The following is a 15,758-nucleotide window of genomic DNA, read 5'->3' on the forward strand; positions in this document are numbered from 1 at the left end:
GATTTGAAGGAGGAGAAAATCATGAATACGAAGAGAATTCAAAGTTTTGTGACTGAAAATGCCATTTATATCGTTTTGGCCGTGCTGCTTGTCGGCATCGCCGTGTATGACCCCAGTTTTATCGGACTAAATACGTTGCGTGATATCTTGATTCAATCGTCTACTCGGGTCATTATCGCACTGGGGGTTGCCTTTATCCTGATTACGGGCGGTACGGACTTGTCCGCCGGCCGGATGGTCGGGTTGACGGCAGTCGTGTCCGCTTCCATGCTGCAAGAGGCCGACTACGCTCGCCGTTTCTTCCCGAATTTGCCGGAGCTTCCGCTGTTCGTACCGATCTTGATCGCCATCGCAGTGGGCTTGCTCTTCGGCCTGATTAACGGGATCATCGTATCCAAGTTCAAGGTTCCGCCGTTTATCGCCACGTTGGGCACGATGGTTGCGATCTACGGGATTAACTCCCTGTACTTTGATACGGAACCGAACCAATCCCAGCCGATCGGCGGATTGCGCGGCGACTTTACAACGCTGGGTTCGGGAGCATTGTTCAAGAATTGGGATTTCTCGATTCCTTATATCGTAATTATCGCGATTGTTGTCTGTGCGATCGTATGGGTGATGTTCAACAAGACCCGGCTGGGCAAGAACATGTATGCCATCGGCGGGAACGAACAAGCCGCGAAGGTGTCCGGGATTAATGTTACTAAATATTTGATTCTCATTTACTCCATTGCCGGAGCTTTGTACGGCTTGGCCGGCGTGCTGGAAGCAGCCAGAACGGGCGGTGCGACCAATAACTACGGGAATATGTACGAGCTGGACGCGATCGCAGCCTGCGTTGTGGGCGGAGTCTCTACGACCGGCGGGATCGGGACCGTTCCGGGCATCATGGCCGGCGTGCTGATCTTTACGGTTATCAACTACGGTCTGACCTTTGTTGGTGTAGGTCCTTACTGGCAGCAAATTATCAAAGGGGCCATTATCGTTGCGGCGGTTGCGTTCGATATGCGCAAATACGCAACCAAGAAATAATCTCTACAATAGGACTTTTAGAGGGGCGGCTCATTGAGCTGCCCTTTTTCCATTTTTTGAGCAGGCGGAATTTCGTGAAATATGTTAAAATGTGACAAGAAACGGCAATACGGGAAAAAGGCTGGGAGGAGCTCACCGCCATGAAGAAGTGGAGCGTTCAATTCGGATTAACCGGGCTGCTGGTTGCGGCCTTGGCTTTGGGTTTGACGATGGTGCAAGGAGGGGGCGGGATCGTCGGGACGGGCACCGCCGAGGCGGCAGCTGCAGCAGCCGGCAGCAAGTCCAAGGCGCTTGCCGCGGTCTACTTGCAGATTCAGACGCAAAATGCGTCCCAGGTCGTCGAGCTTGTCAACAAGGAGCGGAAGAATGCAGGGCTGAAGCCGCTGATCATTCATACCAATTTGACGAAAATGGCCAAGACCAAAGCCATCGATATGTTCAAATCCGGGGATTTCAGCCATACGTCGCCGAAATACGGTTCTCCTTTCGACATGATGGATGCCTTCAATATTACATATCTTTACGCGGGTGAGAATATCGGCAAAGGTCAGCGCAGCGCCGAAGAAGTGGTCAAGGATTGGATGGACAGCCCTGGCCATAAAGCCAATATCCTCAATCCCAACTACAAGCTGATCGGGGTTGGGTATTACAATGGGTATTGGGTGCAGGAGTTTATCGGGAAATGAGCAGTTTCAGCCGCGAACTTTGGGGAGATAGAGAGCCTGGCGAATGGGAATGATTCGCCGGGCTTTTTTTTTAGTTTGTGGGAAAACGCGATTCGGCAGGCAATGTTGAGCTCCTAACGGAACAGAGAGACGCTATTTGGGTGCGTAGGCAGGATGGGGAACTCTAACGGAACGAGGAGACCTTATTTGCTGTAAGTTGGCTCCAGTAACCTCATTTGGAGGCGAATAGCGGCACTTGGTTCCGTTAGCGCGGGAAATGACCGGGAAATGTTCGAATAACGGCTCTACGTTCCGTTAGAATCGTGAGGCAGAGTTCCCTGTGGCGGTGGAGCTGCGCACGCCGATCGAGGTGCGAGTAGATGTTGTTGGAGGGAGGACGGAGGCTGTTGGAGGTGCCAATGGAGGGAGGAGTAGATGCTGTTGGAGGTGCGAGTAGATGTTGATAAACCCGGCGGTTTGCCGGGCTTTTTGTTGAAGTTAGTGGGAAAACGCGATTCGGCAGGTAATGTTGAGCTCCTAACGGAACGGAGAGACGCTATTTGGGTGCGTAGGCAGGATTGGGAACTCTAACGGAACGAGGAGACTTTATTTGCTGCAAGTTGGCTCCAGCATCCTCATTTTGAGGCGAATAGCGGCATCTGGTTCCGTTAGCGCGGGAAATGACCGGGAAATGTTCAAATAACGGCACTACGTTCCGTTAGAATCGTGAGGCAGAGTTCCCTGTGGAGGTGGCACTGCGCACGCCGATCGAGGTGCGAGTAGATGTTGATAACCCCGGCGGTTTGCCGGGCTTTTTGTTGAAGTTAGTGGGAAAACGCGGTTCAGCAGGCAATGTTGAGCTCCTAACGGAACGGAGAGACGCTATTTGGGTGCGTAGGCAGGATTGGGAACTCTAACGGAACGAGGAGACTTTATTTGCTGCAAGTTGGCTCCAGCATCCTCATTTTGAGGCGAATAGTGGCATCTGGTTCCGTTAGCGCGGGAAATGACCGGGAAATGTTCAAATAACGGCTCTACGTTCCGTTAGAATCGTGAGGTAGAGTTCCCTGTGGCGGTGGCACTGCGCACGCCGATCGAGGTGCGAGTAGATGTTGATAACCCCGGCGGTTTGCCGGGCTTTTTGTTGAAGTTAGTGGGAAAACGCGATTCGGCAGGTAATGTTGAGCTCCTAACGGAACAGAGAGACGCTATTTGGGTGCGTAGGCAGGATGGGGAATTCTAACGGAACGAGGATACTTTATTTGCTGCAAGTTGGCTCCAGCATCCTCATTTTGAGGCGAATAGCGGCATCTGGTTCCGTTAGCGCAGGAAATGACCGGGAAATGATCGAATAACGGCACTACGTTCCGTTAGAATCGTGAGGCAGAGTTCCCTGTGGCGGTGGCACTGCGCACGCCGTTAGTTATTGTTGTGGGGTCATCAAGAACATCTCCCTGGCGGCTTTCGAAGCGCTTTTTCATAAAATCTTCGCCACAAGCGATAGTCCGAGATAATTTCATGAAACCTCCCGAATTCTGCAGCGTAAACATAAGCATAATCTGATCATGAAATCGGGAGGAAAAAACAAATGTCCATTTTTAAAAGATTACGCGATTTGACGATGTCCAATATCAACGCTTTGATCGATAAAGCGGAAGATCCGATCAAATTGACCGACCAATATATCCGGGATATGCAGGAAGATCTTGAAGACGCGGAGAAAGCCGTTGCCGCCCAGATCGCGATTGAGAAGAAGTTTAAAGGACTGTACGAAGAACAGGAAGCTTTGGTTGAGCGGCGCACGCAGCAGGCGCATCAAGCAGCACAAGCGCAGAACGTCGATCTGGCTCGCCGCGCTCTCGAAGAGAAGAAAGCGGCTGAAACGAAGATGGCAGAGTATAAGGCCAGCTACGATCAGAACAAAGCCGCGGCCGACAATCTTCGTGCGAAGCTCGAGGAAATGCGCAAACAGCTGACGGAGATGAAAAATAAACGCGAAACGCTCGTCGCTCGCTACAACGCAGCTAAAGCGCAGAATGAAATCAACAAGACGATGTCCGGGTTTAACGCCGATTCCGCGTCAAGCGGTCTGAAGCGAATGGAAGAAAAAATGCTGCAAATGGAAGCCCAAGCGGAAGCCAGCAGTGAGTTGAACTCTAAAGCTCAGTCCCTGGACGACGAGTTCGCAAGCCTGAATAAGGACGCGGCGGTGGAAGCGGAATTGGCCGAGCTGATGAAGCAATACGAGGATAAAAAATAAGCGAATCGATCCTAAAGTGAGGCTTGACCTAACATGAGCGTATGGAAAAGAATCGGCAACCTGTTTGCTAAGCCGGAACCGCCGATAGCAGAGAAAAGTATGCTTGCGCTCGCTCCCGGCGACATCTGCGAAGTCTCGCTCGTTACCTACGAGGTAACCGGCCGGGTCGGCAATCGCGGTCGCAACGCGGTCGTGCTGACGCTGCAGGACGGCAGCCATATTCGTTATCTGCTGGTCGAGGAACGCGAGACGCTGCAATATCAGCTGTATCAACCCATTGACGGTCGGCTAAACGATCCAACCGAGGTGCCGTCGCAAATGGAGCTTGACGGAACCTTGTATTACTTGGAGGAAGAGTACGGCGGTTACGTATCGGTTGTTGGCAAAACCCCGTTTCTTCAAGGCGGGGAGCAGCATGTGTGGCAGTACCAGTCGGATGACGGCAAGCTGCTGCGCATCGAGTGGCAAAATGGGCGGTTTATGTTGTACGAAGGCGCAAAGGTGATTCCGGCCGACGTTAAGGTCATTCGTGCCAGCTAAAGAGGTGCGGAGGATGGAGACTTCTGGCGAGAAGCGCGAGAAGCAGGGCATATGCCTTGATTCCCGCGCTTTTTTTCACCACAAGCGGACAAAAAAATAACATCCCCCAAACTGCCGATGCAGTGGAGGATGCTATAAATGGGTTATGCAGGGGTCGAACCTGCGACCTGCCGATTAAGAGTCGGCTGCTCTACCAGCTAAGCTAATAACCCGTAATGTGAAGTTTTTCGAGAACATGGATTATTATAACTCCGCTAGTTACAAAAAGCTAGTCCTTTTTTCGTGAAAATTTGCATCTCTTCACAAGAAGTTTTATGTTATTTACATAAGTTGGAGAGTTTAGTTAAGTGAGCGCATGTGAAGGGACTCAGACGGAACAGGGGGAAGTTGGCATGAACAGGACGTCCCGAATCTGGCGATGGGTGGGAATCGCGTCCGCTGTATCGACCTTGCTTCTGCTTGCCGGCTTCGTTTATGCGGTGTCGGATATTATCGAACCCTCAGCCGAAGCGGGTAAACTGGCGGCTAATCCGGCGCGATCGGAACCAGCCGCACAAGCTGGAGCATGGGATGTAACCGCCATCGGGGATTCTTTGGCCAAAGGGACCGGGGATGATACCGGAAGCGGATTTGCCCGCCGGACGGTGGATTTATTGAACAAGGAAGGCCAAGGCGCAACCTCTAAGCTGGTGAACAACCTTGGCATTAACGGGTTAACGACCGAGGAACTGATGCCGATGTTGGACGATCCGGGCGTAAAATATGCCTTGCAGCAAGCGGGGATTATCCTGCTGTCTATTGGAGGCAATGATCTGTTTAACGGCACGGAAGCATTGACCGCAGGGGAGCAGGTCCCGGCCCAAGCGGAGATCGATGCAGCGATTGACGAGAGCTCGGCGAATTTTGAGAAAGTCGTTGCGCAAATCAAGAAAATCAATGTGCAGGCGCTGCTCGTATACGTCGGTTTATATAATCCGTTCAGCGATCTGGAAGGCATGCGGGAAATCGGGAACGATGCGGTGGCGCGATGGAACGCGATGGCGATGAGTACGCTCGGGAAATATGAGGGGACTTTGGTGGTTCCGACATATGACCTCTTCACGCAAAACTCGCCTCGTTATTTGTCGAGCGACCATTTTCACCCGAATGGTGACGGTTATCAGGCTATTGCTGAACGGATGGTCCAGGGGATCGCGCGATAGTCACGGCCTTTGATTTGAAAATGAAAGGAAGGAGTGGGCGGCATGGGAACACGGCAGCCGATGATAGCCGAGCCGCGGCAACCGGTGTTAAAGGTACAGGGGCTCAAGAAGAAAATCGGCCGGAAATGGATCGTGCACGAAGTGAATTTCGAAGTGTATGCCGGGGAGATTTTCGGATTCCTCGGCCCTAACGGGGCCGGGAAAACGACAACGATCCGCATGCTCGTTGATCTGATTCGACCGACGGAAGGTCAAGTGGACATTTGCGGATATGACGTGCAGCGGGAACCCGAGCTGGCGCTACGCTGCGTGGGATCCATCGTGGAGAATCCGGAGGTCTACACCTATTTGACCGGGTGGGAGAATCTGGAGCATTTCGCCCGCATGATTCCGGGCATCGATAAGAAGCGGATCGAGGAAGTTGTTCAAATGGTCGGCCTGACGAGCCGGATTGACGACAAAGTGAAAACCTATTCGCTGGGCATGCGGCAACGGTTGGGGATTGCTCAAGCGCTGTTGGGACGGCCTAAGCTGCTTATTCTTGATGAACCCACCAACGGCCTTGATCCTAAGGGGATCAAAGAGATGCGCGGGTTTATACGCCGGTTGGCGGAGGAAGGCATGGCCGTATTCGTGTCGAGCCATCTGCTAAGCGAAATTCAGCTATTGTGTGATCGGGTGGCCATCATCGGGCGCGGGCGAGTTCTGGCGGTCGGCAAGGTCGACGAGTTGATTCAAGCCAATAAGAATTATGTGATATGGGAGCTGGAGCCCAGGGAACCGGGGGAGCGGCTGCTGCGTTCGACGGCTGGAGTCCGCGTGGTGGACGATGCTGCAAACGTCCTGGACGACACGATCATGGCGGGGATCCGCAGACAGGCGATCGTAACTGAAATGCAGCCGGAAGTCATCCCCGCTCTCGTGCTTCGGCTAGTACAGTCGGGGGTTCAGGTAGAGGCCGTTCAGAAAGTGAATCCGACGCTCGAGCAGCTGTTCCTGGAGATGACAGAAGGTGAAAGCATTGAATAACATTTTTCCTTTAGTAAAAAATGAAACGATCAAGATGATCAAAAAGAAACGCTTTTACGTCATCTTGCTGGTTCTGATCGTGCTGGTTCCGATGTTTGCTTACGCGCAGTTGCGGCAAGCTGAAGACAAACGGGAGAAATTCGGGACCGACTGGCGCCGGGAGGTGCAGCAAGCGATCACCGACAACCAGAATTCGCTCGGCAGCGACCGCGTGCCGGAGGAATGGAAGAAATACCGCAAAATCTATATTCAGCAGATGAAATATTATTTGGAGCATGACGTGAACCCCAGGGAGCCGGGCGGCGTGTCCTTTACCCGAGAGTTCCTGGATAACGCGGCTACGCTGTTCATTCCCCTGTTAATTATGGGCGTGGGTTCGGATATCGTGTCTTCAGAGCGAACGAGCGGGACGGTGAAGATGCTGTTGACACGGCCGGTCCGGCGGTGGAAAATTCTGCTAAGCAAGCTGTTGACCTTGCTGATGTTCGTGTCCTTGATCATCCTATCAACCTGTTTGATCTGCTATTTCATCTCGGGGTTGTTTTTCGGCTACCGCGGATGGAATTTGCCGGTGTTTACCGGGTTTCAGCTGCAAGGCGCCGAGGTGGACATCTCGGGAGTACATGCGGTTCCGCAATGGCTGTACATCTTCATGCAGGCCGGTTTGATCTGGTTTGTCAGCGTAGTGGTCGCGGCTTTGGCGTTCATGGTGTCCGTGCTCGTACGGAGCACGTCGGCGAGCATCGTAATCATGATGGCGGCGCTGATCGCCGGCAATATTTTAACGAATATGGCTTCCTCCTGGACGAGCGCCAAATACCTGTTTATGGTGAATCTCGGTCTGACGAATTATTTGGCAGGTACGCCGGCGCCGATCGAGGGGATGTCGCTGGGCTTTTCGCTGCTTGTTCTGGCGGTTTGGGGAGCCTGCGCGTTAATCGTTTCATTCCTTGTCTTTACGAAACAAGATATTTTGAATTAAAATGGACGAAGGCAACAAAACATCTGTTCGACTACATACAGAGGTTACTAAAAGAATTAAAGGGGGAGCATGAATGGCCGAACAAATCGATTTGTTCGAGGACGTACCCGGCACCAGTTCCGGAAGCGCGTCTTCGGGATACGACGCGGACGACATTCAAGTGCTCGAAGGGCTTGTCGCGGTACGCAAACGGCCAGGGATGTATATTGGCAGTACGAGCTCGTCGGGACTTCATCATCTGGTATGGGAGATCGTCGATAATGCCGTCGACGAGCATCTGGCAAAGTACTGCTCCAAAATCGACATCACGCTGAATAAGGACGGATCGGTCACCGTGATCGACAATGGCCGGGGGATTCCGACCGGCATGCACAAAACCGGTGTTCCAACGCCGCAGGTAGTCTATACGATCCTGCACGCCGGCGGCAAGTTCGGGGGGGCAGGGTACAAGAAATCCGGCGGTCTGCATGGCGTCGGGGCTTCGGTCACCAACGCCTTGTCGGAATGGCTGGAGGTACACATTTACCGGGACGGGAAAATCCACCGAATGCGCTTCGAATATTGGGTTGACGATCAAGGCATCGAACATGTCGGCGAGCCGGTCACAGGGCTGGAGATTCTCGGCAACACGAACAAGACCGGCACGAAGGTGACGTTCAAACCGGATATTCGCGTATTCACCGGCGGCATCGGATTAAACTACGATACACTCGCGGAACGTTTACAGGAGATCGCTTTTCTGAATTCGGGCCTGAAAGTGACCTTGAAGGACGAGCGGTCCGACCGTTTCGACGAGTTTTTTTACGAGGGCGGAGCCAGCCAGTTCGTTCAGTTCCTCAATGACGGGAAGGACGTGCTGCATGACGTCGTCCATTTCTATGCGGAGCGGGAGGATATCGAGGTGGAAGTTGCGCTGCAGTACAATGCAGGGTATACCGAAACGCTGGTCTCTTTCGTCAATTCCATCCCGACTCGGGGCGGGGGGACGCATGAAACCGGCTTCAAGACAGCCTATACCCGGGTGATGAACGAATATGCCCGCAAGAACGGCATGCTGAAGGAGAAGGAGAAGAACCTCGAAGGCAACGATTTGCGCGAGGGGATGATGGCCGTCATCAGCGTCAAGATGTCCGAGGTCGAGTTCGTTGGTCAGACGAAGGACCAGCTCGGCAGCGCATCCGCGCGCAGCGCCGTGGAATCGGTCGTCGGCGAGAAGATGGCGGTGTTCCTGGAAGAGAACCCGCAGGTTGCTCAGACGCTGATCAAGAAGGCGGTACAAGCCTCCAAAGCGCGTGAAGCGGCGCGCAAAGCCCGCGACGAGATGCGTTCGGGCAAGAAGCGAAGCGAAAGCTCGAACCTGGGCGGCAAGCTGACGCCGGCGCAGTCGAAGGATTTTTCGCGCACCGAGCTGTTTATCGTGGAAGGCGACTCCGCCGGAGGTTCGGCGAAGCAGGGGCGCGATTCGAAGATTCAGGCGATCTTGCCGCTGAAAGGCAAGCCGATGAATCCGGAGAAGGCGAAGCTCGCCGATATCCTCAAGAACGATGAGTACCGGGCCATCATTTCGGCGATTGGCGCCGGAATCGGGCCGGAATTCGCCGTGGAGGACAGCAATTTTTCCAAAATCATCATTATGACGGACGCGGATACGGACGGTGCCCATATTCAGGTGCTGCTGTTGACATTCTTTTACCGCTATATGAAGCCTTTGATTGACGCGGGACGGGTCTATATTGCACAGCCGCCTTTGTATAAAATCACCCGCCGTTCCGGCAAGCTGGAGACCGTAAGATATGCCTGGAGCGACGAGCAGCTGCAGAACTATTTGAAGGAATTCGGCAAAAATTTCGAGCTGCAGCGTTACAAGGGCCTCGGGGAAATGAACCCCGAGCAGCTGTGGGAAACGACGATGAATCCGGAGACGCGGACCATGCTGCAGGTGCAGATCGAAGATGCCGCCAAAGCGGAGCGCCGCGTGTCTACGCTGATGGGGGACAAGGTCGATCCGCGCAAGCGCTGGATCGTGGAGAACGTGGATTTCACGGAGTTTGAGGAATAGAAGGTGAATTGATGTGAGCATGCTGGAGAACTTTTTGCCGGCGTTTCTCGAAGAGGTTGTAGGCGACCGCTTTGGCCGGTATTCCAAATACATTATTCAGGATCGGGCAATTCCCGATATTCGCGACGGATTGAAGCCAGTGCAGCGGCGGATTTTGTACGCGATGTACGATTCCGGCAATACGCCGGACAAGCCGTACCGCAAATCGGCCAAAACGGTCGGGGACGTGATGGGCAACTATCATCCGCACGGGGACTCTTCGATTTACGAGGGGATGGTGCGGATGGCGCAGCCGTGGAAGATGGGCCATACACTGATCGACGGCCACGGCAACTGGGGTTCACAGGACGATGACCCGGCAGCGGCAATGCGGTATACCGAAGCGCGTCTGTCTGCGATTGCGATGGAACTGCTGCGCGACATCGAGAAGCGCACCGTGCCGTTCAAGGATAACTTCGACAACACGGCGAAGGAGCCGGTGGTGCTGCCGGCGCGTTTTCCGAATCTGCTGGTCAACGGGGCCAGCGGGATTTCGGCAGGGTTTGCGACGGAAATTCCGCCGCATAATCTGCGCGAGGTGATCGACGCGTGCATCGCCTTGATGGAGAAACCGGAAATGACGCTGGAGGAAATCCGTTTGTTCGTCAAAGGACCGGATTTCCCGACGGGCGGCATCATCATGGGCGAAGACGGCATTCAGGAAGCGTATCAGACCGGCAAAGGCCGGATCTATCTGCGTTCCAAGACGGAAATCGAGACACTCCGCGGCGGGAAGCAGCAGATCGTCATCACCGAAATTCCTTATCAGGTGGTCAAATCCCGTCTCGTCACGGCGATGGAGAATATCCGCCTGGAGAAGAAGGTGGACGGCATCGCCGAAGTTCGCGATGAAAGCGGCCGGAACGGGCTGCGCATCGTTGTCGAGCTGAAGAAGGATGCGGACGCGCAGGGGATTTTGGCGTATTTGCTGAAAAAAACCGACCTGCAGGTCACCTACAACTTCAACATGGTGGCAATCGTCAACAAAGCGCCGCGCCTGTTGGGCCTCAAAGCGATGCTCGAAGCCTACATCGCCCACCAGCGCGAGGTCGTCACGTACCGGACGCAATACGAGCTGGAGAAGTTGGAGGACCGCGCACACGTCTTGGAGGGCCTGGTTAAGGCGCTCAATATTTTAGATGAGGTCATCTCTGCGATCAAAGCCTCCAAGAACCGTCAGGACGCGCAAAACAACCTGCAATGGATGTTCGGGTTCACCGAACGCCAGGCGGATGCGATTTTGACGTTGCAGCTGTATCGTTTAACCAATCTCGAAATTACGACGCTGCAAAAAGAGCTGGAGGACATCCAGAAGAAGATCACCGTTCTGCGCGGGATTCTGGAGAGCGACAAGAAGTTGATCGCATTGATCAAAAAAGAGCTGATCGAGATCCGTGACAAATACGGAATCGACCGCCGCTCGCATATTCAGGACGAAGTCGAGGAACTCAAGGTGAACCTCGAAGTGCTGGTGGCCCAGGAGGATGTGCTGGTCACCATTTCGCACGAGGGATACATCAAGCGCACCAGTATGCTGTCGTTTACAAGATCCGGCGGGGAGCGGGACGGCTCCGGGGTCAAGGAAGGCGACTATATCAAGCACCTGCTTGAACTGGATACGCTGCAGAACCTGCTGATCTTTACGCAGCGGGGCCAATACTTCCTCCTGCCGGTTCATCAAATCCCGGACTTCAAGTGGAAGGATAACGGAACCGCGATCGTCAACGTGATCCCGCTGGCGAAGGAAGATCGCATCGTCAGCGTCATCCCGGTGCGAGGATTCGATGAGAATCCGGAGCTTAGTCTGGTATTCGTCACGAAGAACGGTCAGGTGAAGCGAACGGAATTGAAGGAATACGAGACGAAACGTTCCGGCGCGATCGCCGCTTGCAAGGTAGGCGAAGGCGATGAAGTGCTGAGCGTCACCGTCAGCCGGAGCAATCAAGAGATCCTGCTGCTGACGAAGCAAGGGATGGCGATCCGGTTCGCCGAGAGTGAAGTGAACCCGATGGGCCGTGTGTCCGCCGGGGTCCGAGGGATTAATCTAAAGGACAACGACGAGGTTGTCGCAGCGCTGTGGGTCGAAGGGGAGGAAGGCGAGGTTCTCGTCTTGTCGGATCTGGCTTACGGCAAGCGCAGCCTGCTGCTGGATTACCCGCTCCAGAGCCGGGGCGGCAAGGGCGTTCAGACGTTCGAATTCAAGGAAGGCAAGCGCGTGAAGCCGAACGGCAGCCGCTTGATCGGCGGAATTCACTGCAAAGAGCCGGTACTGTTGCAAGCCGTCACGAAGGAAGGGCATAAGCACATCTTCAGTTCGGAGGAGGCGCCGCTGGCCGAGCGGAAATCGATTGGGAAAGCGCTGGCGCATCTCGAGAAAAACGATGAAATTACCGAGATGCTGCTCAAAGCCAAATCAGAGTAAGCATGAAGTCCCGCGAAATACGCGCAAGCGATTTGGCGGGACTTTGTTATTCCTATTCCGTCAAATGGCGGATAAACGCTTGAAGGGTGGGGTCCATGTACGTACTGCTGCGATAGACAAGTCCAACGTTCTTGCGCGGAACGGGCTCCGCCAACGGGACAACGGCGATTTCCGCGCGGCGGTTCGCGCCGGTGAGCGTTCGGGCATAGGAGCTCGGAAGCACAGTTCCCCCAACGTGATGGAGTACCATCTGCACCTGCGATTCCATCGTCGACAGTTCCATAACGGGCCGGATTTCGATCCCCTGTTCGGCGCAGGCCGTATCCAGCAACTGCCGAACGTAAAATTTCGGCGGGAACAGGACAAGCGGCAACTGAGCCAATTGCTCCAGCGTGACTTCCGGCAGCTCCGCGTACGCATGCAAGCTGGAGATGGCCAGCACCAGCTCTTCGTCATAAAGGGGGCGGCTGACGATCTGTTCGTCCTGGAGCGGCAGAAATACGACGCCGAGATCCAGGTGATTGGCGAGCAGCCCGGCCCGCGTCTCCTCGGTGGCCAGCTCAAGCACGGTCAGCTCGATGCCGGGGTGCTGGCGATGAAAAGAGATCAGTTTGCTCTCCAGCAAGTGGTTGCCGGAGCAACCGATGCGAAGCTGGCCTCGCTGCACCCCGCTGATTTGACCGATTTCCAATTTGGCCTGCTCAACCTCGTAAACGACCCGGCGAGCATGCTCCAGCAGGATGGTGCCTGCTTGGGTCAGATAGTTCTTCTTGCCGACCCGGCTGATCAGTGCGGTCCCGAGCTCCTGTTCCAGCAAACGGATCTGGTGGCTTAAGGTAGGCTGGGTAATTCCCAGCCTCTCCGCAGCTTTGGTAAAATGCAAATCCTCTCCGACCGCGATGAAATATTCCAGCAGGCGATGCTCCAAGCCGATTCCCTCCTCCTGATTCCATAGATATTGCCAATGATTATAATCGAAACTATGTTATTGATCAATAAACGAAGAATCGGTATAGTGAAAAGCAGGAACAAGCGATTCGTACGATTCGTAAATTGATACCTTGGAAAAGAGGAAATGAACCATGGAAAAATGGCCCATCACGTTAACGACCTCCAAAAAAGCGAAACCGTCCGCCGATCGGCTGGGCTTTGGCAAGTATTTTACCGATCACATGCTGCTCATGGATTATACGGCTGGCCAGGGCTGGCACGATCCGCGGATCGTGCCGTACGGTCCGCTCTCGCTGGATCCATCGGCGATGGTGTTTCATTACGGACAAGAGGTTTTTGAAGGCATGAAGGCGTACCGGACACCTCAGGGGAATCTGGTGTTGTTCCGGCCGGAAATGAATTTGCAGCGGTTGAATCAATCGTGCTCACGCATCGGCATCCCTCAGGTTGATCCGCAGGAAGTTCTGGAGGGCATCTGCCGCTTGCTCTTGCTGGAGGAAGAGTGGATGCCGGAAGGTGAAGGCAACTCCATGTATATCCGCCCGTTTATAATTGCGACCGAGGCGGGGCTAGGGGTGCGGGCAGCCCAAGAGTACCGGTTGATCGTCATTTTATCGCCGGTCGGGGCTTATTATCCGGAAGGGATTCACCCGGTGCGTATTTACGTGGAAGACCGCTACGTTCGGGCGGTGCGCGGCGGGACCGGAGAGGCCAAGACCTCCGGAAATTATGCGGCAGGGATTAAGGCGCAGGAAGACGTCAAATCGCAGGGGTATTCCCAGGTGCTGTGGCTTGACGGGATCGAAAAACGCTACATCGAGGAAGTTGGCAGCATGAACGTGTTCTTTAAGATCGATGGAGAAGTGATTACGCCGGAGCTAAACGGCAGCATTCTGGCCGGCGTCACGCGGGATTCCGTCCTTCATTTGCTCCGCGCATGGGGGATACCGGTCATGGAACGGCGGATTTCGGTGGAGGAATTGTTCGAGGCTCATCGCGAAGGCCGGCTCGAAGAAGCGTTTGGCACCGGCACCGCAGCGGTTATCTCTCCAATCGGCAGCATGACATGGGAAGGGCGTGACATCCAGATTGCCGGAGGCGAAACAGGAGAGTTGTCGGCCCAATTGTACGACACTCTGACGGGAATTCAACGCGGACAACGGGAGGATTCGTTTGGCTGGCGGTACCCTGTCCGGTAAGGCAGCATCGTTCTTGCCTCTGCCTCATTCCGCCGCCCCTTGGATAATTGCTATAAGGCAGCAGGAATTTGCCAAGGAAGCAGCGAATTCTTTAGGGGTGATGTAAGGCAAGGAGGGATAAGATTGCATACCGCTGAATTTGCCAGATTGCTTGATCTCATCATGAAGGATTATCAGGACCACATGGAGGAGAAGCTGGCTCCAACGCTGACGACGTCGCAATTGACCGTTCTGGAGCTGCTGGAGCAGCAGGGCAATCTCAAGCCGTCCGATTTGATTCCGTTTCTCTCCACAACGCCGGCCGCAGTGACGATGCTGCTGGACCGGATGGAGCGAGGTGAGCTGATCCGCCGTGACCGGGACGAGAACGACCGCCGCAACGTATGGGTGTCGATTACAGATAAAGGACAATCCGAAGTCCAGCGGGGCATCGAAGTTCGCAACGCATATTTGAGCGGCGTTCTGGACCGCATTTCCACCCATAATCAACAACTGCTGGTATTTCTGCTGGGCAAAATATCCGGGACGAAATAAGGAACGGTATCAAGTAAAGGCGGGACGCCTGGGAGCGGATGAGATTCATCAGCCCCAGACGTCCCGCCTGTTTATATTTCCATCCCGTTCTCTCCAGCCCGCAGCAGAGCTGCGAGCCGGGTATACATTGCGCTCTCCCACAAATCCCAGGGGAAGGTGCGGGGCGGGAGAGAGAGAAGATCAACCGGCTCTTTTGTTACCGGGTGCGGGAAACCGACATACAGCGACCAAAGGGCGATTTGCTGGCCTGGCTGATTCAGCGCTGCGCCATACTTCTGGTCGCCATACAGGGGGCAGCCGATTCGGCTCATCTGCACGCGGATTTGGTGCGGCCGCCCGGTGTGCAGCTCCACCTGCACGAGACTCAGCCGTTCTGATGCGGAGCTGCCGAGCACCCGGTAGTCGAGGCGGGCTTCCTTGCCGCCCGGCGTCCCGGGAGGAACGACGGATACCGTGTTCGTCCGCTCATCCTTGAGCAGCGTATCGGTTAATCGCCCTTGACGCTGCGGCGGCGTGCCGTGGACGACGGCGACGTACGTCTTGCTGAAGCGGCGGCTGCGCACCATTTCAGCCAGGCGCGAGGCGGCCTTCGACGTCTTGGCGAAGATCATCGCGCCGCCGACAGGGCGGTCCAGCCGGTGCACGAGCCCCAGATAGACGTTGCCGGGCTTGCCGTACCGCTCCTTGATGTCCGCCTTCAGCAGATTCAGCAAGTCGGGATCGCCGCTGGCATCCTCCTGCGTCGGGACATTAACCGGCTTCTCGATGCCGAGCAGGTGGTTGTCCTCGTAAAGGATCGCCATCGCCGGCTGCCCCGAGGTCCGCTTGGCTTCGGATTCCATTC

The 15,758-nt window shown here is 54.8% G+C and carries 13 protein-coding genes and 1 tRNA gene; 11 read left to right on the top strand and 3 right to left on the bottom strand.

Annotated features, from left to right (window positions below):
• Positions 1–21 precede the first annotated feature (21 nt).
• The 4 genes from mglC to BN3795_RS14695 all read left to right on the top strand — a co-directional run bounded on the left by mglC (position 22) and on the right by BN3795_RS14695 (position 4,497).
• On the top strand, positions 22–1,032 hold the full coding sequence (mglC, locus tag BN3795_RS14680) for a galactose/methyl galactoside ABC transporter permease MglC (protein ID WP_068785438.1): 1,011 nt from the start codon (positions 22–24) through the stop codon (positions 1,030–1,032).
• Between the two features lie 140 nt (positions 1,033–1,172).
• Positions 1,173–1,718 (top strand): CAP domain-containing protein, encoded by a 546-nt coding sequence (locus BN3795_RS14685; protein ID WP_068785439.1) that lies wholly within the window; start codon positions 1,173–1,175, stop codon positions 1,716–1,718.
• A 1,567-nt stretch (positions 1,719–3,285) separates the two neighbouring features.
• A complete protein-coding gene (locus tag BN3795_RS14690; RefSeq protein ID WP_068785440.1) occupies positions 3,286–3,957 on the top strand; it encodes a PspA/IM30 family protein in 672 nt (223 codons plus the stop codon).
• A gap of 33 nt (positions 3,958–3,990) precedes the next feature.
• The gene (locus tag BN3795_RS14695; protein ID WP_068785441.1) at positions 3,991–4,497 is read left to right on the top strand and encodes a DUF4178 domain-containing protein; all 507 of its coding nucleotides are present in this window, start codon (positions 3,991–3,993) and stop codon (positions 4,495–4,497) included.
• Between the two features lie 139 nt (positions 4,498–4,636).
• Here the strand turns inward: BN3795_RS14695 and BN3795_RS14700 are convergent.
• Positions 4,637–4,709 (bottom strand) — tRNA-Lys (locus BN3795_RS14700).
• Between the two features lie 180 nt (positions 4,710–4,889).
• On the opposite strand from BN3795_RS14700, the gene BN3795_RS14705 reads away from it, so the two are divergent.
• From BN3795_RS14705 to parC, 5 genes are all read left to right on the top strand, one after another.
• Positions 4,890–5,699, top strand: a complete 810-nt coding sequence (locus BN3795_RS14705) for a GDSL-type esterase/lipase family protein (protein WP_068785442.1) — start codon at positions 4,890–4,892, stop codon at positions 5,697–5,699.
• A gap of 42 nt (positions 5,700–5,741) precedes the next feature.
• Positions 5,742–6,728, top strand: a complete 987-nt coding sequence (locus BN3795_RS14710; protein ID WP_232729937.1) for an ABC transporter ATP-binding protein — start codon at positions 5,742–5,744, stop codon at positions 6,726–6,728.
• Positions 6,721–7,710: an ABC transporter permease gene (locus BN3795_RS14715; RefSeq protein WP_068785443.1), complete on the top strand. Its 990-nt coding sequence runs from the start codon at positions 6,721–6,723 to the stop codon at positions 7,708–7,710. The genes BN3795_RS14710 and BN3795_RS14715 overlap by 8 nt, the downstream gene beginning before the upstream one ends.
• Positions 7,711–7,783: 73 nt before the next feature.
• Positions 7,784–9,769 carry a DNA topoisomerase IV subunit B gene (gene parE / locus BN3795_RS14720; RefSeq protein ID WP_068785444.1) on the top strand — a complete coding sequence of 662 codons (1,986 nt, stop codon included), beginning with the start codon at positions 7,784–7,786 and terminating at the stop codon, positions 9,767–9,769.
• Between the two features lie 13 nt (positions 9,770–9,782).
• On the top strand, positions 9,783–12,230 hold the full coding sequence (gene parC, locus BN3795_RS14725; protein WP_068785445.1) for a DNA topoisomerase IV subunit A: 2,448 nt from the start codon (positions 9,783–9,785) through the stop codon (positions 12,228–12,230).
• A gap of 52 nt (positions 12,231–12,282) precedes the next feature.
• Here the strand turns inward: parC and BN3795_RS14730 are convergent, their stop codons facing one another.
• A complete protein-coding gene (locus BN3795_RS14730) occupies positions 12,283–13,158 on the bottom strand; it encodes a LysR family transcriptional regulator (protein ID WP_068785446.1) in 876 nt (291 codons plus the stop codon).
• Between the two features lie 154 nt (positions 13,159–13,312).
• Here BN3795_RS14730 and BN3795_RS14735 point away from each other — a divergent pair, with 154 nt between their 5' ends.
• Both BN3795_RS14735 and BN3795_RS14740 read left to right on the top strand, forming a co-directional pair.
• Positions 13,313–14,380 carry a branched-chain amino acid aminotransferase gene (locus BN3795_RS14735; RefSeq protein ID WP_068785447.1) on the top strand — a complete coding sequence of 356 codons (1,068 nt, stop codon included), beginning with the start codon at positions 13,313–13,315 and terminating at the stop codon, positions 14,378–14,380.
• 123 nt (positions 14,381–14,503) lie between these two features.
• The gene (locus BN3795_RS14740; RefSeq protein ID WP_068785448.1) at positions 14,504–14,914 is read left to right on the top strand and encodes a MarR family transcriptional regulator; all 411 of its coding nucleotides are present in this window, start codon (positions 14,504–14,506) and stop codon (positions 14,912–14,914) included.
• Positions 14,915–14,985: 71 nt separating this feature from the next.
• On the opposite strand, the gene BN3795_RS14745 is transcribed toward BN3795_RS14740, so the two are convergent.
• Positions 14,986–15,756, bottom strand: coding sequence for an RluA family pseudouridine synthase (locus BN3795_RS14745; RefSeq protein ID WP_068785449.1), 771 nt, complete (start codon positions 15,754–15,756; stop codon positions 14,986–14,988).
• Positions 15,757–15,758 lie beyond the last annotated feature (2 nt).

This window comes from Paenibacillus phocaeensis (genome assembly GCF_900021165.1).
Lineage (GTDB): Bacteria > Bacillota > Bacilli > Paenibacillales > Paenibacillaceae > Fontibacillus > Fontibacillus phocaensis.